This window comes from Thalassolituus oleivorans MIL-1 (genome assembly GCF_000355675.1).
Classification (GTDB): domain Bacteria; phylum Pseudomonadota; class Gammaproteobacteria; order Pseudomonadales; family Oceanobacteraceae; genus Thalassolituus; species Thalassolituus oleivorans.
Window position 1 is genome coordinate 3,712,076 of record NC_020888.1, and the last position, 26,014, is coordinate 3,738,089.

The window sequence follows — 26,014 nt, forward strand, 5'->3', positions numbered from 1 at the left end:
CTGAAATTTCTTATTGAATAAGTTGCTATCACCCTTTGCGGATGACGATTTCAGGATGTCAGTCTGTCAATGTTTCGCCGTCTAACGCGTAAACGCCATTTTCATCGTGAACTTCTTTGCCATTCAACGGTGGATTAAACACACACGCCATTTCCATATCTTCACTAGCACGCAATAGATGCTTATCGTTTTTATCTAAGATGTACAAAGTGCCAGGCTCGATCGGATAGATTTTGCCATCCGCTACGGTTTCAACTTCACCGCGTCCGCTCATGCAATACACTGACTCTAAATGATTTTGATACCAGATAGGGGTTTCGGTATTGGCAAAGATAGTAGTGATATGAAAGGAAAACCCCATATTGTCGTTTTTCAACAACATACGAACACTTTCCCAAGTGCCACCATTTATCGCGCGTTCGGAATTTTTACAATCTTTTAAGGTACGTACAATCATGTTTCTTTAGTCCTCTAAATTAAGATGCTTTTGAAATTTGCTCAGCCATTACATCGCCAATACATGCTTCCAAAATCTTGAGGCCCTTCAATAACTGATCTTCTTCAATCGTCAGCGGCGTCAGAATTTTAACCACTTGGCTATCAGAACCACTGGTTTCAATAATCAAACCGCGAGTAAATGCAAGTTCGGTGATTTTTCCCGCAACTTCACCATTTGCACATTCTAGGCCCTGCATAATGCCACGACCCTTGTGCTTCAATTGGCCACCGTGCTCTGCTTGAATTTCTTTTAAGCGACGACGAATAATGCTGGCTTTATGTTGTACTGATTTACTAAAAGTATCGTCAGCCCAATAGCACTCTAACGCGCGACGTGCCGTTACAAATGCATGGTTATTACCACGGAAAGTACCGTTATGCTCGCCCGGCGACCAAGTATCAAGTTCTTCTTTTAATAACACTAACGCAAATGGTAAGCCGTAACCGCTGAGTGATTTAGACAAGGTAATAACGTCTGGCTGAATACCAAATTCTTCAAAACTAAAGAAAGTACCACTGCGACCACAACCGGCTTGAATATCATCAACAATTAATAACATTTCATAACGCTTACATAGGTCTTGCAAGCCTTGCATCCACTCTTTACTGGCGACGTTTAACCCACCCTCACCTTGAATACACTCAACAATAACTGCAGCTGGATGGCCTAGACCTGAAGACTTATCCTTTAACGCTTTTTCGAAATACGACAGTGTATTGAAGTCACCAAGGTAACCATCAAATGGCATGAACTGCACGCCAGGTAATTCCATGCCAATCGACTTTTTGTAATAGCCATTGGCGGTAACCGCAGCAGCGCCTTGAGTCACACCATGAAAACCATTGGTAAACGAAACAACGGTTGAACGACCGGTATTCATGCGCACAATTTTCAAAGCAGCTTCAACCGCGTTAGTACCTGTAGGACCAGTAAATTGAACCTTGTAGTTCATATCACGCGGTTCAAGGATCAAGTCACGGAAGGTTTCTAAAAACGCACCCTTGGCTTCGGTATGCATATCCAAACCATGAGTAATACCGTCACTCTCAATATATTCAATGAGTGCTTCTTTAAATTTTGGATTGTTATGACCGTAATTTAACGTGCCAGCGCCACCCAGAAAGTCGATATATTCTGTGCCCTGATCATCCGTCAGGAGTGCATTTTTGGCGGTTTTAAATGTCACCGGAAATGAACGACAGTAACCACGAACGTTCGATTCAATATCTTTATAAATACCCATAAATTTTACTCCTGAAGATGTGCGCGGCTTGCCGTAGAGGTACTACCCGCAAGCGCTTTAAAAGGACCGATATGAACCAGCATTTCTGTATCATGCTGGCCACCGAAATGTTGCTCTCTGTCGAACATCACACGCGTATTTAGTGGCGCATCATTTTCTCTAGACAGCTTTTTGAACGTGTTCCACGAGGCATCGTTGCCAGTCGTGATACTCGTATGAAGATGGCGAACTCGACCTTGATGGCGAGTCAATAATTTAGAAAGCATTCTACTGGCCAACCCTTGGCCGCGAGCTTCTTCACCTACTGCTACCTGCCAAACAAACAAAGTATCTGGCTGGTCAGGCAAGAAGTAGCCCGAAACAAAACCGACCACCAAGCCTCCCTGCTCCGCAATCACACAGGTATCGCGAAAATGAGAGCACTGCAACAAGTTGCAATACATAGAATTTTCATCAAGGGGCTTACAACGACCAATCAGCTGATAGACGGTAGATCCGTCTTCTGGATTGGGCTTACGCATAGTGATAATGCTTTGTTCTGTATTCGTTATTGCGTTTTTCTGAGCCAGAGACTGGTTCATAACTTTCATCAGAGTCCGCGTACCGGTGTAGCTTTTGATCGCCCGCACCATTACGTACTCAGTCATTTGCTTAGTACACGAAACAATTTAACACTGTTGGATTTTATTTACAACACTAAACATGTATGCTTTCAACACAGCCAAATAACGCACCAGAATCATGAAAGTGTCATTTATTGGCAAAAATAACGCACAACTACGATGCAATATCACATTAAATTGGACTTTTTTCGTACAATACACGAAACAATATACATAGATGTCTATTCAATTAGACACATCAATTGAGCCGCAATGGTGATCCGAAGAGGATCAGGAGTAAGCATGACCGCAAATATTTCGTACTCTATAGATAAGAAAACCGCTAAAATACCCACTCCGCCAATTTCTAAAGCCTACAAAGACGATATGAATCGATACGATGAAGTGTTGGTATCCCTGCGCCGCATTATCCGTGCAACGGATATGCACTCGAAAAAGTTAAGTAAGATCTCTGGGCTAACATCCCCGCAACTACTGATATTGCAGACATTGCGTTTACATTCAGAGCTGACGGTGGGCGAGTTGGCGCGGAAAATTAGTCTGTCACAAGCAACCGTGACCACCATTATTGATCGCTTAGAAAAGCGTAATTTTGTGAAACGCGAACGCGGTAGCGTCGATAAACGCAAAGTATTTGTCTATCTCACTCCAGAAGCAGACACAGCGTTGTTAAATGCACCCAAGCCCCTGCAAGAAAGCTTTGTGCAACAATTCCAAGATCTGCGCGACTGGGAACAAACTATGATACTCGCGGCTCTTGAACGAGTAGCGCATATGATGGATGCCCAACATATTGATGCATCCCCTGTGCTTGATCTCGGTCAGCTAGACCGAATTGATCCGAGTCATTAAGTGAGCCAACCTGCTTGCATTAACATCTTTGCTCGCCGAGGTGAAAGCCAAGGCGAGCAGTTACAACAAGTTCCGTTATAATCCTATCCACTGATTTTATTCAGTACCCACGTTAATTTGGGCGTGGAAGCCAGAGGGGTATTCCTTCTCCTATGGACGTATTACCTGCCCGCTACTGTTTTCTAATGGAGAATTCTATGACCGACGTCGTTATTGTTGCCGCTACGCGCACCGCTATTGGGTCTTTCGGCGGCTCACTCGCCGGTATTCAGGCGACCGATTTAGGTGCTTTGGTAATACGAGCGTTAATGGAAAAAACCGGCATTGCTGGTGAAGAGGTCAACGAAGTATTGATGGGCCAAGTGCTCACCGCTGGAGTAGGGCAAAACCCCGCGCGCCAAGCGGCAATTAAGGCTGGATTGCCAGCAACGACCTCAGCAATGACGATCAACAAGGTATGCGGCTCGGGCTTAAAAGCATTGCACCTCGCAGCACAAGCCATTGCTTGTGGTGATGCCGACCTGATTATTGCTGGCGGCCAAGAATCCATGTCGAATGCGCCTCACGCTCTACCAAACTCACGTGATGGTCAGCGCATGGGCCCTTGGACTATGGTTGATACTATGATTGTTGATGGCTTGTGGGATGCATTCAACGATTACCATATGGGTATCACCGCAGAAAACATTGCCTGCGAATATGATATTAGCCGTGAAGAACAAGACGCTTTTGCCGCGGCCTCGCAGAGCAAAGCATTGGCCGCCATTGAGGCCGGTCGCTTTGTTGATGAAATCACCCCCGTCTCGATTCCACAGCGTAAAGGCGACCCTATCATTTTCGCCACCGACGAAGGCCCACGCGCTGGCATCACCGCAGAGAAGCTAGGCGGTATGCGTCCAGCCTTCAAAAAAGACGGCACAGTAACCGCTGGTAACGCCTCGTCACTCAATGATGGCGCAGCGGCGGTAATGCTCGCTAGCAAAGAAAAAGCAGAAGCCTTAGGGTTGCCGATTTTAGCGACCATCAAAGCATACGCTAACGCCGGTGTTGACCCGAAAGTCATGGGCACAGGCCCAATTCCTGCGACGAAAAAATGCTTACAAAAAGCCGGTTGGAGCGTGAGCGATTTAGACCTCATCGAAGCCAACGAAGCCTTTGCGGTACAAGCCTTATCAGTGAACAAAGGTTTGGAATGGGATGCTGAAAAAATTAATGTTAACGGCGGTGCTATTGCTCTTGGCCACCCAATTGGAGCGTCAGGCTGCCGTATTCTCGTAACCTTACTGCACGAAATGATTCGTCGCGATGCACACAAAGGCTTGGCCACTTTATGTATTGGTGGCGGTATGGGAGTGTCGCTGGCGATTGAACGCTAAGAATGAAGCACATCGATATCCAATAAAAACGGGGCTTATAGCCCCGTTTTTATTTCCTATTTATTTTGACAATTAACCTCAACAAACTTCACGTTTACTGTGGCAGTTTTCCTCAATGCCTCTTAAGCTGAGTGGATCAAAATTCCACGCGAAGGACAGCTTTATGACTTCTGCTTACACCGTGCCCGGTCAGATGATGACCCAGCCTTTAATTATTTCTGATTTACTCGAATATGCAGCGATGCATCACGGTTCGCACGGGATTGTTAGCCGACGTTTAGAAGGCGATATTCATCAATATACGTATCGCGATGCCTTAGCTCGCAGTAAGCAGTTAGCCAATGCATTAATCTCGTTGGGTGTTCAGCCTGGTGACAGAGTGGCGACGCTGGCGTGGAATGGCTATCGCCATTTTGAGTGCTACTACGGGATATCCGGTATTGGTGCTATCTGCCATACCGTAAATCCACGTTTATACAGCGAACAAATTGAATACATCATTCAACACGCTGAAGACTGCTACGTGTTTTTAGATGCTTGTTTTGCTCCATTACTAGAAACCATTGCTGACAAGCTTACATCAGTGAAGGGCTTCATCTTGATGATCGATGAAGACAAGATGCCGCCAACAACACTACCCAACGCGCAAAACTACGAAACCTTACTAGCCGCAAACAGCAGCGAATATATATGGCCGCGTTTAGACCACGATAGCGCCGCCTGCTTATGCTACACGTCCGGCACGACTGGCAACCCTAAAGGGGTTTTATACTCACAAGGATCTACCGTGTTACATGCGTATGCGAGTCGTAACCCTGATGCATTATGCGTAGGTGCCGACAGTGTCGTCATGCCTGTGGTGCCCATGTACCACGTATGCGCATGGGGTATGCCTTATATCGCACCAATGTCCGGCGCAACGTTAGTACTGCCAGGCGAAGGCATGGATGGCCCCGACCTATACGAGCTAATTAATTACGCCAAAGTCGATTTAATGCTCGGTGTGCCGACTATTTGGTTGCGTTTAGTCGATTATTTAAAAGCTAATAAACTCAGCATTCCGTCGGTTAAAACGGTTGGTGTTGGCGGCTCTGCCTCGCCACGTTCACTGGTTGAAACCTTAGATAAAGATTTTGGCATTTATTTATTGCCGATTTGGGGCATGACAGAAACCTCACCATTGGCAACACTAGGTGCACCGACAAAAGCCATGCAGTCGATGACCGATGATGAACGCTATCGCTTGCAAACCACCGCCGGTAAGCCGATGTTTGGTTTTGAAATGGAAATATTTAACGACGACGATGAACCGCAACCACACGATGGTAAAAGTCGCGGCTATTTACGCGTACGCGGCCCTTGGGTATTGAGCAGCTACTACAAAGTAGATAAAGCCGACTCTTTTTTCATTGATGCAAATGGAAAGTCTTGGTTCGATACTGGCGATATTGCCGTGATTGATGCCAATAGTTATTTGCAAATTGTGGACCGCGCCAAAGACGTGGTGAAATCTGGCGGAGAATGGATTTCTAGTATTGATCTAGAAAATGCCGCCGTTGGTCATCCATGCGTGAAGGAAGCTTGCGTCATTGGCGTACGGCATAAAAAATGGGACGAACGACCACTACTATTTTTAATCAAAACCGACGATGGCGATGTCAGCAAAGAAGAAATTTATACTTTCTTAGAACAGCACGTGGCGAAATGGTGGTTACCGGATGATATTTTATTTGTCGATGAACTACCGCATACCGCAACAGGCAAGCTGCAAAAACGAACCCTGCGAGATGAATACATCGACTATTTAATTAAAGATTAACATCCGTCGTTTTAGTAAAAGCTACTAGAGATCATTCGACCTCTGGTAGCCGCACTGCCATCCAGCTTCCTGCGACGCCCATCACCGACAAAATCAAAATAACGCCGCTTAAACCGATAATGGGAGTCAAGCTACCAACACCCCCAACAAGTAATAAAACCACGCCAATAATGGTATTACTGATGGACACATAATCGGTCCGTTGATTACCCTCAGCCATATTCACGACATAGGTTTTACGTCCCAACCGCACACCTTGATGGGCAACGCTTAAGACAAAATACAAGCCCGGCAATAACCACAAACTTGCTAGCCAAGGTTGTGCTAACGACTCGCATGCTACGACGAGCAAGCCAACAAGTGCCGCCATCAAACCTGATGAAATCATCACACGACGACTAGAAGTATCGGCGAAACGCCCCCAAAACGGCCCAGAAAATAAACTCGCTGCACCACTTGCCATCAAAAACAACGCCATAATACCGATACTTGCGCCGATATTTTGTTGCGCCATTACAACGATAAAAGGTGCGCTTAATGCAGAGCACAATAATAATGAGCGGGTTAATACAAAGTGGCGGAAGCGTACATCTGTTTGCATAAGCGATAAGCGCTTAAACGCTTGCAAAAGACCATTGCGTCCGCCATCAACTTCACCTGCCTGCTCCTCCACACCCGCATAAACTATGGCTGCTAGCCCCCACAAAATTGCAGCACCAACAAAACCTAAGACATACATACCGACGTCAGAGTTATCACTAAGGCCTAATGCCAAGGCCGCGCCCATCGCCAGCGTAATTAAGCCCGCACCACTTGCCGACCAGCCATTCAAACTGCCACGCTGCGACTTAGGAATGGTTTTACCCAGCACATCTTTCGATGCAACAGAATTTAATCCACGAGCCAAACTAAAGATCACCAATAAGCCAATCACCAACCAACCGGCCAAGCTGCCTTCCAGTCGCCAAGCGACCAAAGCAATACCGAGGACGGCCATCGCTTGCAATATACTACCGACCACCCAAACCCACTTTCTCACCGGCATTCTTCTTATAACGCTAGCAATTGCTAATTGCGGCAGTAAAGATCCCGATTCGCGAATAGGCACTAACCACCCCAACAAATAAGCCGGTGCACCAATGGTTTGCATCACCCAAGGTAACGTGATTTTTGGATTAATGAGCGCATCGCCCAGTTTCGATAGGAATAAACTGAGTAACATTTTAATAAAGTTACCCGGCGCTTCTTTGCACGCTTCGGTTCCAATTGTTTCGCAAGCGCGTGCGTCCTCTTCATTAACGAGCTTTTCATATAGCTGCGACGACAATGATTTATTCGCCATGTTTTACCTACTCGTTGTTAATTTAGATCAGAGTTTACCTGTTTTCGACTAGATTTTGCGCCCATAAAAAAACCACCCGAAGGTGGTTGCTTTATGGTGCATGCGGTTTTATGAATGCTTTTGCATGAAGGCTTTCACTTGCGGAGCAATGCTTTCACGGTACTTTCGACCATTGAAAATACCATAGTGACCGACGCCCGGCTCTTCCAGATGCACTTTTTTAGTCTTTGGAATTGAACTGCAAAGTTCAAGGGCACAAGACGTTTGACCTCTGCCGGTGATATCGTCCAACTCGCCTTCAATTGTCATTAACGCCATGTTTTTAATATCTTTCAGGTCAATCGGCTCGCCACGATATTCCATCGTGCCTTTTGCTAATTTCTGATCAATAAACACTTTACGAATCGTATCCAGATAATATTTAGCCGGCATATCCATCACCGCTAAGTACTCGTTATAAAATTCGCGATGCGCTTCAGCACTCTCGCCATCACCTTTAATTAAGTCGTTATAAAATTTAAAGTGCTTATTGACATGGTTATCCATATTCATCGACATAAAGCCCGACAGTTGAATAAAACCCGGATAAACCATCTGCCCTTTACCAACAAATTCCTGAGGAACGCGGCAAATTACATTGTCTTCAAACCACTCTAAATCTTTACCACCAGCATAATCGTTTACTTCCGTAGGACTGATGCGGACGTCAATTGGGCCGCCCATTAGGGTCATAGTTTTAGGTAAATTTTCGTCTCCGCGCTTAGACATCACACTGGCGGCAACCAAAGCCGGAACGCATGGCTGACAAACGGCCAATACGTGGGTATCTGGACCTAAATGAGCCATAAACTCCATCAGATACTGAACATAATCATCAAAGCTAAATTCACCCTCAATCCGCGGAACATCGCGAGCATTTTTCCAATCGGTAATGTACACCTCATGATCCGGCAAAAACTCTCTAACAGTACCACGCAACAAGGTTGCGAAGTGCCCAGATAGAGGCGCCATGATCAATACTTTAGGATGTTTCAAACCACGCGCTCGGCGGCGGAAATGCACTAAATTGCAATACGGTTTCTCAACCGCATTGACATATTCTATGCCGACCTCTCGCCCATCGATTTCAGTGGTGTCTAAAAACCATTCTGGCTTTTCGTAGTAATCAGTTAAACGCTCAACGAGTTCCATTGATGCTCTGAATGTACGGAGAAACCAAGATGAATTTAACGGGCTTAAAGGAAAGTAAAACATCTGCCGCGATTGTCGTGCCATTACATGCATAGGACGCATGACATTCATTATCTGTGCGTTAATTTTATAAAGCATGGGGCACCACCTGTTGCTGAAAAGACCTAAGGCCTCTGATATTCCTGTAATGATTCTGAGCTTAGCGCATTCACGGCACTTTGCGCTCGAATCTCTGCTTCGACGCCAAATCCTGTTCGACGTTCTTGACGATTTGTTTCACACCGTTGTAACACTGAGACAAAAGTGGTCACAGCCAATCTCATCATGGCCTGTATTGCCAACCGAATGGCACTATTAGCCACGCATTCAATGAGTATTTCTTCTATCCTGTTATTTAAACAATAATTAAGAAACCACTATGACTCACCCAGATAAGCAAAGCGACCAGCGCTTTAGTACATTTGCAGAATTCTACCCCTACTACTTAGCCGAACATGGCAATCCAATCTGCCGCGGACTGCATTATGTCGGTTCAGCAATTGCCTTGGGAGTGCTGCTGTACTGCCTTGTAAGCGGTAATTACATAATGCTGCCATTAACATTACTAGCAGGCTATGGCTTTGCTTGGATTGGCCACTTTTTCTTTGAACACAATCGTCCTGCGACGTTCATTTATCCACGCTGGAGCTTTATTGGGGATTGGGTAATGTTAAAAGACTTTTTGACAGGCCAATTACCACAAAAATTAGCAGCCTTTAAAGCACCGCCACGCGATTAAGCGGGCGGGGCATTTAATTGCTAACGCATGTCCGCAATATTTAGGGAGTTGGCGCGAATCTAAAAATTTAGTGGCGAGAAATCCTATCAAGCGATAGCTGAAAGGAACCAAAGCTTAACTCTCCACGAGATTGCATACGGAGCATCAACCACCAGACGATGCCACCGGCCAATAAATTTCCCAAAGCAGCACCAATTAGCAAACCGCGTACACCATCCAGTTGTAAACCAATGACAGCGCCCAACACATAAAACACAAATAGCCTTACCGTGTTTAACACCATCGAAATCACGGTTCTTTGCAATGAGTTCAAGGCCGCGTTTACACATAACACTATCCCCATACCTATGTAACCCAAAGGCAACCAGTGTAGGTACATAACGGTAACTTTCACCACCTCAGCATCCTCCGAAAAGAGCTGCGCTAGCGGTTCTGCTACTAGCCATAACACAGCGCAAATACTGAGTTGCGCGATAACAACTAATCGCAGGCTGTAATTCATAACCAACCAAATACGATCATCATTACCAGCCGCATGATTCTGAGCGATAAAGGCCGGAAGCGTCGCCGTCAGGGCTAAAACTAACGACAAGAGGAAAGAGTCAAAGCGCATACCAACGCCAAAACCGGCAACAGCTGCCTCGCCCGAATTAGCAATCATAGAAAGCAAGATGGCACCAGCCACAGGCACTAGTAGATTGGTGATCATTGCTGGAATTCCCAGCTCAAGCAGCCGTCGCCACAAGGCCAGCATTTGTTTCAGTGTTAACTCCACAAATGACACATAACCCTGGCGAATTTGTTGCTGCATAATGACACCTAAAACAATGGCCCAGCAAATCCCGCTTGCCAAAGATGCACCGCCAATGCCCATTGCAGGAATTGGCCCCAAACCAAAAATAAGCAATGGATCAAGCATGGCATTGAGCATAGCGGCGGCCAACATCATCAATGACGGTAACTTAGTGTTGCCCATTGCTCGCAACGAGGCATTTTGCATCATGAGCGCCAGCAGAAGAATCGATCCCGGCCACCAATACACCATGTATGCCCAGATTTCTGGCAACAACTCGGCATCGGCACCCATCGCCCTAAACAAAGCATCATGATTGAGTACTCCAATAAGCCAAAGCACTGTACCCAAAACAAAACTCAACATTAGGCCGGAGGTTAGCGCCCGTCGCAGGCTCAGTGTGTCGTCAACACCCACTGCTCTAGCGATCAATGCCGACAACGCTATGCCTAAGCCAATCGCCATATTGCTGATCACCATAGTCACTGGCTGAGCAAAACTGACGGCTGCCAGACTTGTCGTACCGAGCAAGCTAACAAACCACGCATCGACGAGACTGAAGAACATCATCGCCAAAATACCAATAATCATTGGGCGTGTGAGTTGATGCAACGTAGCCGCAATTGGCCCACCTAGAATAGCGTTTCTCAAAGTTTGGCTTACCTTGTTATTTTAAAAGCGTTTACACAACCGGCTGGATGACCCTACTTTATACGATCTTGCGACTGATCGAGTGACGCAATTAGATCACCACAGGTAATTCTTTGTCCCTTTTATGTAACCCCTCCTCCCAAGCCATCAGATGTGATCTATCTTTTAACTATTATTCTTATCAGCTCGTCCGGAGACACTCATGAAGTGGTTCACCCCCATGCTGTGCATGCTCAGTATCAATAGCACCTGTCAAGCCGACACGATCACCCTCAGGGCCGATGAATGGTTCCCAGTAAATGGCGATCCGCAAGCCGAACATCGCGGCTATATGATTGATATAGCTACAAAAATCTGGGAATCTCACGGACATAGCGTCGATTACCAGATCATGCCATGGGAGCGTGCAATCGAAGAAACACGTTCTGGGCAAGTCGACTGTATTGTCGGTGCTTATGTCGAAGATGCGCCCGATTTCGTCTTCCCAACATCGGCATTGGGGATGGACGAAAGCCATTTCTTTAGCCTTAGTAAAAACAATTGGAAGTTCCACGGCATCAACTCCTTGAAGCAAGTGCGCCTAGGCGTTGTCGGCGGCTATGCCTACGATGAAGGCCCGCTTGATGCCTACATAGAAAAATATGAAAACAGCAGTCGCGTACAAATAATGAAGGGCAATAACGCCCTAGAGCAAAACATCAAAAAACTGATATCTGGGCGTATAGATTCGATTGTTGAATCACCCATGGTAATGAAAGCCAAACTCAAGAAAATGGGTCTTCATCTAGACATTCAAGACGTAGGAACCATTGGCGATCCAACCCCAATGTACATAGCCTGCTCGCCGCAAAATCCAAATTCGAAAGAGTACGTTGAGCAATTATCAGCAGGCATAGACGAGCTGAGAATAAATGGCGAACTGCACAAGATCCTCAGCCACTACGATATCGACGATTGGGAAGTATCTATTGTTAGTAACAACAAATAGATCTGCATGAACTTTTTCTGTGCATAGCATTCCAACTGCGGTCGCAATTTTGACCGCAGACGCCATCAAACCCTCCCCAAGGCCCATGGTTGCACTTGTAACAGTGGATGGTTATTCTGCGCCCACATATTTTTACGCGCAGAGAGGAAGCTATGCTGAAGCAAACAACCCTACTGGCTGCCCTATTGGCAACTCCGTTCGCCGTCATGGCTGCTGAAGAACAAGGACCTTGGACTGGTGCCGCAGAACTTGGAACTATTTTCACCTCAGGCAACACCGAAACCCAAAGTATCAATGGTAACTTCGGCGTAAAACACGACGGTGAAGTATGGGATTCGGAACTTAAGCTACAAGCTTTAACCAGTAAGGAAGACGGTACAACATCGAAAGAAAAGTACAGCGGCCTAGTGCAGTTCGATCGCAACTACACTGAGCACTCTTACTTGGCTATTGTCGCTCAGCAAGAACGCGCGCGCTTTAGTGGTTATACTTATCAGTCGACCATATCAGCTGGTTACGGTTATCGTATTATCAATGAAGATAATATGGAGCTGGATGCTGAAATCGGTCCTGGTTACCGTCGTGACAAGCTCGAAGCAACGGATGAAATCCAAGAAGAAGCTATTGGTCGTTTCGCACTGAGCTACAATTGGACCATTCGTGAAGGCGTTAAATTCGTTGAGTTATTTTCAGTAGAATCTGGCGACAGCAACACCATCTACAAGTCAGAAACCGGTTTACAAAGCCAAATCAATGGCAGTCTTGCCACTAAGCTGACCTACAAAGTGAAGTACGTTGAAGAAGTACCAGCCGACAAAGAAAACACCGACAGCGAATTTGGTGTGACACTGGTTTACAGCTTCTAAGCAAAATCCCAGTTGTTGGGTTTTCACCGAAACTGAACACAAAAAAGGCCGACATCAATGTCGGCCTTTTTTTGTTGCTGTTCGATTAATCCGCTTTCTCGTCCTCATCACAATCCTCTTCATTCATGAAGCGCTCTTCATCGTGATGTCGCCATTTTTTCTCTTGTTTTTCCTTTTGCACTTGCCATTGAACTTTCTGTTCATCCGTTAGCACAGCGGTTATTTGCTCATTAAATAGGGCCCGTTGGGCATCATGCTGCGCTTTGTCGCCTGGCCATTCTGGCGCAGGATTGCTGGCCATTTTCGCCGCTAACTGCTGACGTTGTGTATCGCTAAGATTTAAATCACGGCTCAGGCGATCCAACAGACTTGCCTGCATACGCGCATGTCGCTCTTTGATCTGCGCCTGAGCTTGTTCTTTTTGCTCCGGCGTTAGTACCGCGTTCATTTCGTCATGCATGGCTTGCTGTAACTGGCGACGCTCGTCGCGTGTTTCGCTGCGCTTTTCTTCCGAAGTACGCAACTCGCTGAATTTATTGCGATAACGGTCTTCGATGTCATCAATACGCTCTTCTTGCTCATCGGTTAGATTGAGTGACTCTTGCCAATCCATTTCGCGATGTTTACCCTCAAAACCCCAAGCTTGAGTTGTCGTTAGCAATACGCTACAAGCAAACAAACTCAAGGTACGTGTTGTACGTGTCATCATATTTTTCATGGGTCATTCCTCTGGCAAGCCAGTTCGTGTTGTCTGAGGTTATACTACTGATATTGAGCCAAAGTTGTGTCCGGCTTTGAAAAGAATTGTCACTCGTGCCTGCGCTCGAAGACTCACTAGCGGCGGAAAGGGTTATGGATCAAGACGACGAGTTATTTTTACAAGAGATGCAGGGCGTAGAGCGCATTCAAATTCGAGAGAAAGTGACTCTACGCAAAACACCATTAGTCGGCGATGCAGAGGCGCGCCGCCAAGCAGCCCTCGACGAAACTCATGCGCTGAAACGCGACCCAAATCATCTGAGTACAACAGACGTGGTTCGTATTGGCCCACATGATGTGGTCGGCTTCAAACGCCCTGGTATACAGGACGGCGTTTTTCGTAAGCTGCGTCTGGGTAAGTACGATATTGAGGCACGCTTGGATTTACATCGCCGAACCATAGAGCAAGCACGCCAAGAGGTGTTTCGATTTGTGCGCGACTGTTTGGCTGCCGATATTCGTAGCGTGCTCATATTACCGGGCAAAGGCGACCGCAGTATTGGCGATCCAGCGGTACTGAAGAGCTATTTAGCGCATTGGCTGGAAGACTTAGACGACGTCCAAGGGTATCACACAGCTCAACCTCATCATGGCGGTAGCGGCGCTTTTTATGTACTGCTACGCAAAAGTGATCGTAAGAAGCAGTTAGCTCGGGAGCAATTTAGCAAAGGGCGAATCTAGCCCTTTGCTTAATAGTCTCAGTTACCATTCTCGCGTGCTATTTGGGCATCCAGTTCAGCAATACCTTCCGCCATTAGGGCATGGCAACGCTCTGCCAAAGCTTTCACATCGTCTTTGGTCATGCCTTCAGTACTGATTGGCTCTAAGTACTTAGCTAACGCACGTCCAGATTTCCAACGACCAAGATCTATATTCTTATGGGTGCTGCTGTAACAAATAGGCACCACAGGGATACCCGCTTCAATCGCTAGAACAAAAGCACCACTTTTAAATGGCAATAAACCTTTGCCTCGACTGCGAGTTCCTTCCGGGAAAATATACAGTGCGCAAGCACGTTTATTTACTAGGTTGGCGACGGTAGCCATGGTTTCCCATGCTTTGCTTTTGTTGCCACGGTCGATAAATATATTCCGCGCCAACCAAAACAGCAGCCCAAACACTGGGATGTACATCAAATCCTTCTTACCCAAAATAGCGATATTGCCGGGTAATAAACCTGGGTAGATAAATACATCCAAACTATCTTGATGATTTGCCAAATACACAGCTTGACCATTCCCCACAGGAGACTCATTCAAGCCTGTCATTCGCACGCCCAGAATATAGCGGCCCCACGAAAATAACTTAGCGCAATCGCGGGTATTGTTGGGATGAAAAGGTCGAACGATGCATAGCAACAAACCCGCAGTACAACCCAAAATAAAATACGGAATTAATAAAGCGGCACGCAGCGCAGGTAACATAGGACTCTCTATACCTAGAACAATAGGATTTGCATTGTTGGGACAATAGACCGGATCAGCAAGGTGCTGATCCGTCATTACTCAGTGCCTTAAATGCAAATACCCTAATGCACTCAAGTACGTTTATTAAAACTTAATTACCTTAAGAATAGCTGATACGCCGTATTCTCGGTTTCATCCCAATAACCGTAGCCTAGCTCTTCCAGATAGCCATGCAATTGATCGCGCTTGTCGTCAGTAACTTGCAAGCCCACCAGCACACGACCAAACGCGGCCCCGTGATTGCGATAATGAAACAACGAAATATTAAATTTCTTACCTAACTTGCGTAAAAAATTCAGCAAAGCCCCCGGACGCTCAGGAAACTCAAAGCGATAGACACGCTCATCAGTGACTGCCGCTGGCGCATGACCGCCGACCATATGGCGAATATGATATTTAGCAATTTCGTTATCGGTAATATCAAGCACTGGGTAGTCGTCGCCATGCAGCTCAGCCAGCAGAGCATCACGAGCACCGACTTCTGCACCAACTTTTACACCCACATAGATCTGCGCTTTGCCTTCATCAGCGAAGCGATAATTAAATTCTGTGATCGGGCGCTTACCAAGCAAGCTGCAAAAACGCTGAAAGCTACCCGGCTCTTCCGGAATCGTAACCGCCAAAATGACTTCGCGACCTTCACCGATTTCAGCCACTTCAGAAATGTAACGCAGGCGATCAAAGTTCATATTGGCACCACTCATGATGGTGACTAGATTTTGATCACGACACTGTTCGCGCTCAACGTACTTCTTCAGTCCAGCTAAGGCTAAAGCGCCGGCAGGCTCACAGATGGCGCGGGTATCATCGAAAATATCTTTAATCGCCGCACAGATCTCATCCGGCGTACAGGTGATGACTTCATCAACATGATCTTTGCAAACTTCCCATGTGTGCTTACCGATTTGAGCGACAGCGACGCCATCAGCAAAAATACCAACCTGTGGCAAGACCACTCGATCTTTCGCCGCAAGGGCTGCCGCTAAGCATGCCGATTCGGTGCTTTCGACAGCAACGATACGAACTTGCGGTGCTAGTGCTTTTACAAAAGCGGCGATGCCCGCACACAGGCCACCACCACCTACCGGAATAAAAATGGCATCAGGGGCTGTACTTAGCTGACGCAGAATCTCCATTCCTACGGTACCTTGGCCAGCAATGATATCGGGATCATCATACGGGTGGATGTAGGTGTAGCCTTTCTCCTCCACCAGCTTTTGCGAGTGCGCTAACGCTTCATCAAACGAATCGCCAAAAAGAACAACCTTAGCGCCACGGGCTTTTACCGACATCACTTTGATTTCGGGTGTCGTACGCGGCATAACAATAATGGCCTTAATGCCAAGCTCTTTCGCTGCTAATGCTAAGCCTTGCGCATGGTTGCCCGCGCTGGCAGCGATCACACCGGCGGCTTTTTCCGCATCGGTTAATTGCACCACCTTGTTGTAAGCACCGCGCAACTTAAACGAGTACACTGGCTGCTTATCTTCACGCTTGACCCAAATTTGATTACCCAATCGCTCACTTAAGAAGTTAGCGACATGCAAGGGGGACTCTATGGCGACATCATAGACGCGCGCTGCGAGTATTTTTTTGAGGTAATCGTTCAACATACGGGTATCCAATGCGGAGAGTGCCAAAAATGTAATACGCAAGGCGCGCATTGTAACGCATCAATGCATATAATTCGCCGTATCCTTACTTAACTCAGTGACCCACCATGACCCAAGACGAACTGAAACGCGCCGTTGGCCAAGCCGCGGTCGATCTCATCAAACCCCAACTCGACGACAACAGCATTGTCGGTGTTGGTACTGGCTCTACCGCCAACTGTTTCATCGATGCTCTGGCCAGCATCAAACACTTGTTTGATGGCGCGGTTGCTAGCTCCGAAGCGTCAGCACAGCGTCTGCGTGATCATGGTATTCACGTGTACGATCTAAATGCCGTAGACAGCCTTGATGTTTACATTGATGGCGCTGATGAGATCAATGATCGTCTTGAAATGATCAAAGGTGGTGGTGCGGCACTGACGCGTGAAAAGATCGTTGCCGCGGTGGCAAAACAATTTATCTGCGTCGCCGATGAAACAAAACTGGTGGGTTTGATGGGCACTTTTCCACTACCGGTCGAAGTTATTCCAATGGCGCGTTCATATGTGGCGCGCGAATTGGTCAAACTGGGCGGTGACCCAACTTGGCGTGAAGGCGTAATTACCGACAACGGCAATGTCATTTTAGATGTGTACAACATGCAGATCAGTTCACCCGCTGACTTGGAAACCCGCATCAACCAAATTACCGGTGTTGTCACCAATGGTTTGTTTGCTCTGCGTCCAGCGGATGTATTGCTCCTAGGAACTCAAGATGGCGTTAAAACCATTCGTGGCGCATAACCCGACCCTATGTTGAAAACATGCTACGGATGGCTTTGGCGTTTTCTTCTTGCCCTGCTGGTACTTGCAGCACTCGCAGGCGCAGGGCTGTTTTTTTTACCCTCGCTATTACAGCCCATGCTCAACCAAATACTGCCGCTGTTGTTGCGCGACAGTGTGGGCCCGAATAGCGAGTTGCACGTCGACCACGTTGGCTGGCGCAATATCAATATTGATCATTTGCGCTTAATGCCAGACGCCAACACCCAGATAGATATCAGTAATCTTCAGCTAAATTATGATCCAAAAGACCTGTTACTCGGGCAGCTAGACAGCCTCACCATCGAACGCGTCCTTGTTAATTTATCGGATCAAACCAGCAAAGACCTACCCGATGCAGCCAGTGTAAACACAGATGGCTTAGCGACAGCACAGACGATTGAACTGCCTCTTCTCGCCGACCTAATGGCATTGCCACTGAAACGCATCGACGCACCGAATATCATTATTCAGCACCCGCAGGTCAGCGCTACATTATCTGCCACCCTGACACCTGAACTGTGGCGCGTTAATGGTGATGCTCAACTAAACAACTTGCCTTTACCTTGGCAAATCGAATTGCAGCTCCAACAATCCGGCGACTTACTGCTAATGGTGTCCGAGAGCGAAACTCTTCTAGCTCAGCTTTATGGTCACTTAGACCAGAATGACAGCGAAAGTCATCTAACACTCGATCAGCGCACCGATGCTTCCGCCCTAAGCAAGCGTCTCCCCGCGCTCGCCGATTTACCCTTGGCATTGAGCAATCTGCATCTAAGTGCCGATATTCGCAGCCCGAACACCGTACGCATTCCCGATGATCTCATTGTTCAATTGAAAGCGGATATTCAAAGCGATGCCTTGGCACTGAACGAAAACACTCAAATGGCCGCGACCCAACTCACTGTCAGTATTGATAAAGCAAGTGCTGCAGACGACTGGGTGATTGATGCGAATAGCGCGCAACTGAATCTTTTAATGAAAGTAGCCGATGATGATTGGACACTCACAGCAGGCCCACTCGACATCAGCTCACGCTGCAATGCAGCACTCAACGAATGCCAACTCAACAGCAAAATCAACACTGCCGTTAAAGGCCCTGCCAGCATGCAGATATCCTTGTTGCCCGAGTTGAAATGGCAGCAAGCCAAAGGCATCAGCGGCACACTGCCGTTATCAATCAAAGGCACTCAACCCGAAAATTTAAACGCCGAACCGCCCATTCCACGTGCCGCGCTGCAAGCCGATGGCAGGCTCGATTTTAACATGAGCAACGACGGACACTGGCAAGTCACCAGCACCGACGGCATTCAGCCACATCTTATTCTAGGGCCTTATCTCGGCTGGCAGACACAGCCATTGAGCCTAACTCTACTGCCGAATTTAAACGTCCATGGTTTCACCGATGAACGTGGCCTACCTGTGATCGACGCAGAACCGCTCACGGTAGAAATTGCCGCCTTCGATGTAAGCCAAGGAGACCGTGTCCTACACTTTAAACGCAATGAAATTAGCTGTGAACCTGATCGCCTGAGCAGCCTAATGTTGCTCGATCAGCTGTTAGGTAATTGCGAAATGAAACTCCGTTTAGGCAAATCCAAGTGGGATTTATGGCCAATTCCTGATATGCAAATTAATGGGCCGATTGCCATTACCTACAACCCAACTCGACAACGCATACTGGCCGACCTAAAACTCAGCGCCGCGAAAAAGCAGTTCAACCTGCGCACTCACGTAGAACATGACTTGCTGCAAGGTACTGGCAGTATGCAATGGCACCTGAACGATGCGCCGCTTGATTGGGGCAAGCTCGGCTTAGATGACATGGCCAACCTAACCAAAGTACAACTGCTTGGTGGTTTACTGTCTGGTCAGGGCTGGATCGACTGGCAAGGGCCCAATGCCGAAAATCCAGACGCCGAGTGGAATATAACCCCCGATACCATGCTGCGAGCCGATGGCTTTAATGCCCTGTACGACAACAGCATGGCGCTGGAAGAATGGAATGCCATGCTCGCCCTACGCAGACCACAGGGAGGCGACTACCTGTTGGACGCTCAAGTATCTGGGGGCAAACTGGATAACGGTATCGCCCTTAAAAACATACTCGCACGTAGCCAAACTCGCATTCCTGCCGACTTCTCCTACGCCTTGGTCGACATCTACGAAATGCACACCGACATACTCGGTGGCCGCGTTTACACCCCATTGATTCGCTACGACAGCCGTAAAGAAATCAACGCATTCGGTATACGCTTAGATCATATTCAACTGAGTGAACTGGCCAAACTCGAAGCAGACTCTGGCATCAATGCCTCCGGTGTTTTAGACGGCATGCTACCAATCGTACTTACCCCCGAAGGTCCCATGGTGCCGGGCGGCAACTTATTCGCTCGTGATCCCGGTGGCATTATTCAATACCGCAGCAGCGCTGGCGAAGCCCTAAAAAGCAGCGACCAAACCGTCGGCATGGCCATGAACTTACTCGACAACTTCCTCTACAATCAGCTCGAATCTGGCATTCAGTATCAACCTGATGGCAGCCTCAATATCGCTCTGCAGTTTCAAGGCAAAAATCCTGACTTCTTCGGCGGCCAAGCAACGCATTTGAACATTAATTTGGATTATAACTTGCTGGATTTGTTGGAGAGCTTGCGGATTACCAACGAAGTGGTGGAGAAGGTCGAAGCGAAATATCGGTAAGGGTTTTAGAACACTGGATACGAATGATGTTGTAGGAGGGAGTCGACGAACGTTTTTTGTTCGTACTCCCGATTATTGTTTTGCGCCGTATTCGGCACTGCTCGCTGGCGCTCCCTGAGTACCTCCTACGGAAAACATACATTTCGTATTAACAAAAAGAACCGCAGCGTCAGCCGCAAAACCTCGCCAACACCCGCCACCTTGTCATAAATCCGTAACATTCCAACTTCAAACTGCCCCCATCGACACTTCTATGCAGAATCTATAGTCGAAAGCAGGCTACAATCGGGTTTTTATGTTAACTCGACCCGCCCAGCTAGGAGATCCACCATGGCTTTTAACGATGCTCAACGCTTCTTTCCAGAAACGCGCTTGCGCCGTATGCGTCGCGATGATTTTTCACGTCGTTTGATGCGCGAAACTCAGCTGACGGTGGATAGCCTGATTTATCCGATGTTTGTGGTTGAGGGGCACCAAGAGCGTGAGCCGATACCTTCGATGCCGGGTATTGAACGAGTGTCGATTGATTTATTGGTCGCAGAAGCTAAACATTTATACAAGCTTGGTGTGCCTGCGATCGCGCTATTTCCGGTAACACCTGCCAGCGCCAAGTCGTTATTGGCGGAAGAAGCCTTTAATCCAAACGGCTTAGCGCAACGAGCTGTGCGTGCGATTAAAGATGCAGTCCCAGAAATGGGCGTGATTACGGATGTAGCGCTTGATCCGTTCACCACTCATGGTCAAGACGGCATCATTGATGAAAACGGTTATGTGTTGAATGACCGCACTGTAGAAGCACTAGTACAACAAGCGCTGTCGCATGCCGAAGCCGGTGCTGATATCGTCGCGCCGTCCGATATGATGGATGGTCGCATTGGCGATATCCGCGAAGCGTTAGAAGAAGAAAGTTTTGTGAACACGCGCATCATGGCGTATTCCGCCAAGTATGCTTCCGCCTATTACGGCCCGTTCCGCGATGCGGTTGGCTCGGCGGCAAACTTAGGCAAGGCGGATAAAAAAACCTACCAAATGGATCCAGCCAACAGCAATGAAGCATTGCATGAAGTGGGGCTAGATCTGGCCGAAGGCGCCGATATGGTGATGATTAAACCTGGCATGCCGTATTTGGATATCGTGCGTCGTGTTAAGGATGAATTTCAGGCCCCTACCTTTGTTTATCAAGTTAGTGGCGAGTACGCCATGCACAAGGCTGCGGCCTTGAATGGTTGGTTAGATGACAATGCGGTGATGCAAGAATCGTTACTTTGCATCAAACGCGCCGGTGCCGATGGCATTTTGACCTACTACGCTAAACAGTATGCGGAGTGGATTAACCGTTAAGGAAAGGCAATGAGCGACCAAGATAACAACCTACCTGTTATCGATTTACAGAGCAGCGAATATTACATCAACCGCGAATTGAGCCATTTACAGTTCAATATTCGGGTATTAGAACAAGCCCTCGATGAGAGTCATCCGATTCTCGATCGCTTGTTCTTTTTATGTATTTTTAGCAAAAACCTCGATGAATTTTATGAGGTGCGGGTCGCCAACCTAACTCAGCAATTAGCCTTTGCCCGCGAACAGGCGGGTGCCGATGGTATGCACCCGCAGCAAGTATTAAGCGAAGTGCATAACCTTTGTAGCGTCACGGTTGAACGTCAGTATGAAATTCTAAATAACACGCTACTACCGGCCTTAAAAGAACAAGATATTCACTTTTTACGCCGTGCGGAATGGAACGATGAACAACGCATCTGGGTACGCTCGTATTTCGACGACAATATCCAGCCGCTCATCAGCCCGATTGGATTAGATCCGTCACATCCCTTCCCGCGCTTAGTGAATAAAAGCCTTAACTTTATTGTCGCCCTCGAAGGCAAAGACGCCTTTGGCCGCGAAACCGGCTTAGCGATTATTCCGGCACCACGCTCACTCCCACGTACAGTACGCTTACCCGATGAGCTGACCAGTGGCGGCGACTGCTTTATTTTCTTGTCGTCTATGATTCACGAATACGCTGATGAATTATTCCCCGGCATGACCATTAAAGGTTGTTATCAGTTCCGCGTAACGCGTAATGCCGATTTGGATATCGACCACGACGACACCGCCGACTTAGCAACTGCACTGGAAGACGAATTACATTCGCGTAATTTCGGCGAAGAAATGCGCTTAGAAGTAGCGGATAACTGCCCAGAAGAACTCACCGACTTCTTACTAAATCAGTTCAACCTAGAACAGACTGATTTATACCGCGTCAATGGTCCAGTTAACTTGGGGCGCTTAATTGAAGTGATCGGACAAATTTCTCGCCCTGATTTGCAATATCCACCATTCACTCCGGGCTTGCCAAAGAACATCAACTTTAAGAAGAGTATTTTCGAGAGCATTCGCTTCCGCGATACCTTATTACTGCATCCTTTTGAGTCGTTTACACCGGTGGTCGATTTGCTGCGTGAAGCCGCAAAAGACGCCAACGTGCGCGCCATCAAGCAAACGCTTTACCGCACCGGAGCCAAATCCGAGATCGTTAACGCGTTAGTGGATGCGGCTCGTAACGGCAAAGAAGTGACCGTTGTTATTGAGCTGCGTGCGCGCTTTGACGAAGAAGAAAACCTCTACCTTGCTAACCGCTTACAGGAAGCAGGAGCCGTCGTCGTATATGGCGTAGTCGGTTATAAAACCCACGCTAAAATGATGCTGATCGTGCGAAAAGAAGGTACTAAATATAAACGTTATGTGCATTTAGGTACGGGCAACTACCATGCCGGTAACGCCCGCGCATATACCGACTATAGCTTTCTAACCTGCGACGATTCGATTGGTGAAGACGTACACAAAGTATTCCAGCAATTAACGGGAATGGGCGAAGCGCTGCGTATTAAAAAATTATTCCACGCTCCGTTTACCTTGCATAAACGTCTTATTCAGATGATTGATCGCGAAGCCGCGCATGCTCAGGCAGGTAAGCCTGCCCTTATTCGTTTAAAAGCCAATGGATTAACTGAACCTAAAGTTATTCGTGCGCTATATCGCGCTTCTCAAGCAGGGGCAAAAGTCGATCTTATCATTCGCGGCCAGTGCTGCTTGCGCCCAGGAATTATGGGCGTGTCGGATAATATCCGTGTGCGCTCGATTATTGGTCGTTTCTTAGAACATACCCGTGTTTTCTATTTTCTTAACGACGGTAATGACGAAATATATGCGGCCAGCGCCGACTTAATGGAGCGCAATTTACTCCGTCGCGTAGAAACCGCTTTCCCGATTGAGTTTCCGAAACTTAAAGAACGCATGAAGGATGAACTAGAAATCTACATGTTGGATAACTGCCAAGCTTGGGATTTACAACCTGATGGCACCTATGTCCGTGCGCAACCGGGCGCTAACGAACCTATGATAAAAGCACAGGCGGTATTGTTAGAAAAACTCGCCGCTAGCGCTTCTTAACAGCATAAGCTTGAAACAAAACGGGCTAACCATTTTCATGGTTAGCCCGTTTTTTATACCAGATTTAAGCAACGCTAAGCTTCATTCCTGCCGCGTTCTGATAATCAACTTCGGCTGCTAGGTCAGTCGCCGTTAGAGGATGCTCTTCCAGCCACCCCTCAGGCATGGCTAACATTAAATCATCACCGTTGACCGTTAATACCGGTGTCGGCACTTCATGCGCATCGCGGCTATGGTTCAGCACCACGGCAATGCGAAGTAAGCGAATTAACTGCAAAGCAGTAGTTTGCTGCCGCTTGGAAAGAACAGACACTTCATCTTTTTGAATTTTGCGACGATGGTTACGCACCAGTACCGCTAACATAGTTTGCCCTTGACGGGTAAACCCTAATAAATCGGAATGTTGCAGTAAATAAGCTCCGTGCTTATGGAAGCTGCTGTGAGCAATGCTCAATCCAACTTCGTGCAACTCTGCGGCCCACGCCAACGAATTAGAAGCCTCTTTATTCAACGACCAATCCGCTTTCACTTGGCTAAACAGCGCTGCTGCCATGACCTTAACGCGTGTCGCCTGATTGGTATCGACGTAAAAGCGTTCCTGTAACGAATCAATCGTGCGTTCACGTACATTTTCATGACTAGAGCGCCCAACCAAATCCCATAGAGCACCTTCACGTAAGGCACCATCGGAATAGACCATGCGCTTTAAATCGAAGGTTTCAAATACCGCGGTTAAAATGGCCAATCCGCCAACAAACACTTGGCGACGCTCGGGTTTAACACCACTAATGTTGACGTCATTTATAGTCTCAAACTGCAATGTGAATTCCACCAACTTGGCCAATCCATCAGCCGTCATCCCTTCTTCACTCCAACCATTCTCAATCATGGCTTGCTCAGCCGCGCGAATAGTACCCGAAGAACCGACGGCGCTTTCCCAGCCAATCGTTTTATAGTTGGCTTCAATATTCAGCAACTCACGGCGTGCGCCTGCGACAGCTTCTTTAAAACCTTTTTTAGTGATTTTGCCATCCGGAAAGTAGCGCTGCGTGAACGACACACAGCCCATGTGCAAACTTTCTAGTGCACGCGGCTCAAAACGCTCGCCAATAATAAACTCGGTACTGCCACCACCGATGTCGACCACCAAGCGCTTGCCGCCATCATCGGCGAGAGTGTGCGCTACACCAAGATAGATGAGACGGGCTTCTTCACGCCCAGCAATCACCTCAATCGGATACCCCAGCACCGCTTCCGCCTGCTCAATAAACACTTGGCGATTGCGAGCCGCGCGCAGGGCGTTAGTGGCTAATACACTGACCCGCGCGGGGTCCATGCCCTGTAAACGCTGGGCAAATTCACGCAGACAAACAAGACCGCGCTCCATGGCCTCATCCGAAAGAATGCTTTGATTGTCCAAACCGGCTGCTAATTGGACTTTTTGTCCGCGCTTTTCCAACGTGCGAAGTTCACCCTGAAACTCCTCCGCAACAACCATATGAAAGCTATTAGAGCCGAGATCTACTGCTGCCATTAACTCCCGTGGCGCATCGGGTGAAGATGTCATATTCATGCGTTGACTTGAAATTCTCGTGATAACCCATATCTATAGGAGAATATGCAGGCCAATCGGCGCTACGTCCAGTACAGAATCCAATTGATTCCATATCACTGCGGCGTACAATGCGGGTTTGCTATCTTTGATATCCACAGGGGAAATACACTCATGAGCGACAACATTCTGACCGTAACAGACGATTCTTTTGACGCCGACGTACTAGGCTCTGACTTGCCAGTACTGGTGGACTTCTGGGCAGAGTGGTGCGGCCCATGCAAAATGATTGCTCCTGTTTTGGAAGAAATCGCTGAAGAATATGCTGGCAAACTTAAGATTGCTAAGCTGAACATCGATCAAAACGAAGCGACTGCGCCTAAGTTTGGTATTCGCAGCATTCCAACCTTAATTCTATTTAAGAACGGCGCTGCTGAAGCAACTAAAATCGGTGCAATGAGCAAATCTGAGCTAGTTGCCTTCATCGAACAAGCGATCTAAATAGGCCGATTGTCGATTAACCACACAAAAAGGCAAAATACTTCGCCTTTTTGTGTGGACATGCCATTTTAATATGTCTATATTGCTTAACGCATCTACGAATGACATCGTCATTTATTATCTCGTTCGAAGATGTCTGCATGGCGGTT

The 26,014-nt window shown here is 47.5% G+C and carries 22 protein-coding genes; 12 read left to right on the forward strand and 10 right to left on the reverse strand.

Annotated features, from left to right (window positions below; genetic code table 11):
* Nucleotides 1-58: 58 nt before the first annotated feature.
* Genes TOL_RS17100 through ectA form a run of 3 tightly spaced genes read right to left on the reverse strand, consistent with a single transcriptional unit; the run spans nt 59 to nt 2,389 of the window.
* Nucleotides 59-457 (reverse strand): ectoine synthase, encoded by a 399-nt coding sequence (locus tag TOL_RS17100; RefSeq protein WP_015488625.1) that lies wholly within the window; start codon nt 455-457, stop codon nt 59-61.
* A gap of 19 nt (nt 458-476) precedes the next feature.
* Complete coding sequence (gene ectB, locus TOL_RS17105) at nt 477-1,742, reverse strand: diaminobutyrate--2-oxoglutarate transaminase (RefSeq protein WP_015488626.1); 1,266 nt, start codon at nt 1,740-1,742, stop codon at nt 477-479.
* Between the two features lie 5 nt (nt 1,743-1,747).
* Complete coding sequence (ectA, locus tag TOL_RS17110; protein WP_317615432.1) at nt 1,748-2,389, reverse strand: diaminobutyrate acetyltransferase; 642 nt, start codon at nt 2,387-2,389, stop codon at nt 1,748-1,750.
* Nucleotides 2,390-2,647: 258 nt separating this feature from the next.
* Between ectA and TOL_RS17115 the strand changes: the two genes are divergently transcribed.
* The 3 genes from TOL_RS17115 (at nt 2,648) to TOL_RS17125 (ending at nt 6,412) form a co-directional block, all read left to right on the forward strand.
* Entirely contained in the window at nt 2,648-3,217 is a 570-nt protein-coding gene (locus TOL_RS17115; RefSeq protein WP_015488628.1) for a MarR family winged helix-turn-helix transcriptional regulator, read from the forward strand.
* Between the two features lie 197 nt (nt 3,218-3,414).
* On the forward strand, nt 3,415-4,593 hold the full coding sequence (locus tag TOL_RS17120) for an acetyl-CoA C-acetyltransferase (RefSeq protein WP_015488629.1): 1,179 nt from the start codon (nt 3,415-3,417) through the stop codon (nt 4,591-4,593).
* Between the two features lie 163 nt (nt 4,594-4,756).
* Nucleotides 4,757-6,412 carry a long-chain-fatty-acid--CoA ligase gene (locus TOL_RS17125; protein ID WP_015488630.1) on the forward strand — a complete coding sequence of 552 codons (1,656 nt, stop codon included), beginning with the start codon at nt 4,757-4,759 and terminating at the stop codon, nt 6,410-6,412.
* A gap of 31 nt (nt 6,413-6,443) precedes the next feature.
* Here the strand turns inward: TOL_RS17125 and TOL_RS17130 are convergent, their stop codons facing one another.
* Nucleotides 6,444-7,754, reverse strand: coding sequence for an MFS transporter (locus TOL_RS17130; protein ID WP_015488631.1), 1,311 nt, complete (start codon nt 7,752-7,754; stop codon nt 6,444-6,446).
* A gap of 108 nt (nt 7,755-7,862) precedes the next feature.
* A complete protein-coding gene (locus tag TOL_RS17135) occupies nt 7,863-9,083 on the reverse strand; it encodes a polyhydroxyalkanoate depolymerase (protein WP_015488632.1) in 1,221 nt (406 codons plus the stop codon).
* A 280-nt stretch (nt 9,084-9,363) separates the two neighbouring features.
* On the opposite strand from TOL_RS17135, the gene TOL_RS17140 reads away from it, so the two are divergent.
* A complete protein-coding gene (locus TOL_RS17140) occupies nt 9,364-9,723 on the forward strand; it encodes an Mpo1-like protein (RefSeq protein WP_015488633.1) in 360 nt (119 codons plus the stop codon).
* A 67-nt stretch (nt 9,724-9,790) separates the two neighbouring features.
* Here TOL_RS17140 and TOL_RS17145 read toward each other — a convergent pair whose 3' ends face one another.
* Complete coding sequence (locus TOL_RS17145) at nt 9,791-11,167, reverse strand: MATE family efflux transporter (RefSeq protein ID WP_015488634.1); 1,377 nt, start codon at nt 11,165-11,167, stop codon at nt 9,791-9,793.
* 202 nt (nt 11,168-11,369) lie between these two features.
* Here TOL_RS17145 and TOL_RS17150 point away from each other — a divergent pair, with 202 nt between their 5' ends.
* Nucleotides 11,370-12,155 (forward strand): substrate-binding periplasmic protein, encoded by a 786-nt coding sequence (locus tag TOL_RS17150; protein ID WP_015488635.1) that lies wholly within the window; start codon nt 11,370-11,372, stop codon nt 12,153-12,155.
* 152 nt (nt 12,156-12,307) lie between these two features.
* Nucleotides 12,308-13,021, forward strand: a complete 714-nt coding sequence (locus TOL_RS17155) for a DUF481 domain-containing protein (protein WP_015488637.1) — start codon at nt 12,308-12,310, stop codon at nt 13,019-13,021.
* 85 nt (nt 13,022-13,106) lie between these two features.
* Here TOL_RS17155 and TOL_RS17160 read toward each other — a convergent pair whose 3' ends face one another.
* Nucleotides 13,107-13,739: a Spy/CpxP family protein refolding chaperone gene (locus tag TOL_RS17160; protein ID WP_015488638.1), complete on the reverse strand. Its 633-nt coding sequence runs from the start codon at nt 13,737-13,739 to the stop codon at nt 13,107-13,109.
* A gap of 134 nt (nt 13,740-13,873) precedes the next feature.
* On the opposite strand from TOL_RS17160, the gene smrA reads away from it, so the two are divergent.
* Nucleotides 13,874-14,461, forward strand: a complete 588-nt coding sequence (gene smrA / locus TOL_RS17165; protein WP_015488639.1) for a DNA endonuclease SmrA — start codon at nt 13,874-13,876, stop codon at nt 14,459-14,461.
* 17 nt (nt 14,462-14,478) lie between these two features.
* On the opposite strand, the gene TOL_RS17170 is transcribed toward smrA, so the two are convergent.
* Together TOL_RS17170 and ilvA are read right to left on the reverse strand one after the other, a co-directional pair.
* A complete protein-coding gene (locus TOL_RS17170; protein WP_015488640.1) occupies nt 14,479-15,282 on the reverse strand; it encodes a 1-acylglycerol-3-phosphate O-acyltransferase in 804 nt (267 codons plus the stop codon).
* Between the two features lie 59 nt (nt 15,283-15,341).
* Complete coding sequence (gene ilvA, locus TOL_RS17175; protein ID WP_262982166.1) at nt 15,342-16,910, reverse strand: threonine ammonia-lyase, biosynthetic; 1,569 nt, start codon at nt 16,908-16,910, stop codon at nt 15,342-15,344.
* A 56-nt stretch (nt 16,911-16,966) separates the two neighbouring features.
* Here ilvA and rpiA point away from each other — a divergent pair, with 56 nt between their 5' ends.
* From rpiA to ppk1, 4 genes are all read left to right on the forward strand, one after another.
* Entirely contained in the window at nt 16,967-17,641 is a 675-nt protein-coding gene (gene rpiA, locus TOL_RS17180) for a ribose-5-phosphate isomerase RpiA (RefSeq protein WP_015488642.1), read from the forward strand.
* A 9-nt stretch (nt 17,642-17,650) separates the two neighbouring features.
* Nucleotides 17,651-20,362, forward strand: coding sequence for an intermembrane phospholipid transport YdbH family protein (locus TOL_RS17185; protein WP_041588549.1), 2,712 nt, complete (start codon nt 17,651-17,653; stop codon nt 20,360-20,362).
* Between the two features lie 330 nt (nt 20,363-20,692).
* A complete protein-coding gene (gene hemB, locus TOL_RS17190; RefSeq protein WP_015488644.1) occupies nt 20,693-21,703 on the forward strand; it encodes a porphobilinogen synthase in 1,011 nt (336 codons plus the stop codon).
* Nucleotides 21,704-21,712: 9 nt separating this feature from the next.
* Complete coding sequence (gene ppk1, locus TOL_RS17195) at nt 21,713-23,812, forward strand: polyphosphate kinase 1 (protein ID WP_015488645.1); 2,100 nt, start codon at nt 21,713-21,715, stop codon at nt 23,810-23,812.
* 64 nt (nt 23,813-23,876) lie between these two features.
* Here the strand turns inward: ppk1 and ppx are convergent, their stop codons facing one another.
* Complete coding sequence (gene ppx, locus TOL_RS17200; protein ID WP_041588550.1) at nt 23,877-25,379, reverse strand: exopolyphosphatase; 1,503 nt, start codon at nt 25,377-25,379, stop codon at nt 23,877-23,879.
* Between the two features lie 159 nt (nt 25,380-25,538).
* On the opposite strand from ppx, the gene trxA reads away from it, so the two are divergent.
* Nucleotides 25,539-25,865 carry a thioredoxin TrxA gene (gene trxA, locus TOL_RS17205; protein ID WP_015488647.1) on the forward strand — a complete coding sequence of 109 codons (327 nt, stop codon included), beginning with the start codon at nt 25,539-25,541 and terminating at the stop codon, nt 25,863-25,865.
* The last annotated feature ends 149 nt before the right edge of the window (nt 25,866-26,014 follow it).

What these genes read in the sequence shown, in the direction of transcription:
- trxA (WP_015488647.1), top strand. Translation starts at nt 25,539, where the DNA reads ATGAGCGACAACATTCTGACCGTAACAGACGATTCTTTTGACGCCGAC.
- smrA (WP_015488639.1), top strand. Translation starts at nt 13,874, where the DNA reads ATGGATCAAGACGACGAGTTATTTTTACAAGAGATGCAGGGCGTAGAG.
- TOL_RS17125 (WP_015488630.1), top strand. Translation starts at nt 4,757, where the DNA reads ATGACTTCTGCTTACACCGTGCCCGGTCAGATGATGACCCAGCCTTTA.
- ectA (WP_317615432.1), bottom strand. Translation starts at nt 2,389, where the DNA reads ATGACTGAGTACGTAATGGTGCGGGCGATCAAAAGCTACACCGGTACG.
- hemB (WP_015488644.1), top strand. Translation starts at nt 20,693, where the DNA reads ATGGCTTTTAACGATGCTCAACGCTTCTTTCCAGAAACGCGCTTGCGC.
- TOL_RS17140 (WP_015488633.1), top strand. Translation starts at nt 9,364, where the DNA reads ATGACTCACCCAGATAAGCAAAGCGACCAGCGCTTTAGTACATTTGCA.
- rpiA (WP_015488642.1), top strand. Translation starts at nt 16,967, where the DNA reads ATGACCCAAGACGAACTGAAACGCGCCGTTGGCCAAGCCGCGGTCGAT.
- TOL_RS17170 (WP_015488640.1), bottom strand. Translation starts at nt 15,282, where the DNA reads ATGACGGATCAGCACCTTGCTGATCCGGTCTATTGTCCCAACAATGCA.
- ilvA (WP_262982166.1), bottom strand. Translation starts at nt 16,910, where the DNA reads ATGCGCGCCTTGCGTATTACATTTTTGGCACTCTCCGCATTGGATACC.
- TOL_RS17155 (WP_015488637.1), top strand. Translation starts at nt 12,308, where the DNA reads ATGCTGAAGCAAACAACCCTACTGGCTGCCCTATTGGCAACTCCGTTC.
- ppx (WP_041588550.1), bottom strand. Translation starts at nt 25,379, where the DNA reads ATGACATCTTCACCCGATGCGCCACGGGAGTTAATGGCAGCAGTAGAT.
- TOL_RS17160 (WP_015488638.1), bottom strand. Translation starts at nt 13,739, where the DNA reads ATGAAAAATATGATGACACGTACAACACGTACCTTGAGTTTGTTTGCT.
- ectB (WP_015488626.1), bottom strand. Translation starts at nt 1,742, where the DNA reads ATGGGTATTTATAAAGATATTGAATCGAACGTTCGTGGTTACTGTCGT.
- TOL_RS17100 (WP_015488625.1), bottom strand. Translation starts at nt 457, where the DNA reads ATGATTGTACGTACCTTAAAAGATTGTAAAAATTCCGAACGCGCGATA.
- TOL_RS17135 (WP_015488632.1), bottom strand. Translation starts at nt 9,083, where the DNA reads ATGCTTTATAAAATTAACGCACAGATAATGAATGTCATGCGTCCTATG.
- TOL_RS17120 (WP_015488629.1), top strand. Translation starts at nt 3,415, where the DNA reads ATGACCGACGTCGTTATTGTTGCCGCTACGCGCACCGCTATTGGGTCT.
- TOL_RS17130 (WP_015488631.1), bottom strand. Translation starts at nt 7,754, where the DNA reads ATGGCGAATAAATCATTGTCGTCGCAGCTATATGAAAAGCTCGTTAAT.
- TOL_RS17185 (WP_041588549.1), top strand. Translation starts at nt 17,651, where the DNA reads ATGTTGAAAACATGCTACGGATGGCTTTGGCGTTTTCTTCTTGCCCTG.
- TOL_RS17150 (WP_015488635.1), top strand. Translation starts at nt 11,370, where the DNA reads ATGAAGTGGTTCACCCCCATGCTGTGCATGCTCAGTATCAATAGCACC.
- TOL_RS17115 (WP_015488628.1), top strand. Translation starts at nt 2,648, where the DNA reads ATGACCGCAAATATTTCGTACTCTATAGATAAGAAAACCGCTAAAATA.
- ppk1 (WP_015488645.1), top strand. Translation starts at nt 21,713, where the DNA reads ATGAGCGACCAAGATAACAACCTACCTGTTATCGATTTACAGAGCAGC.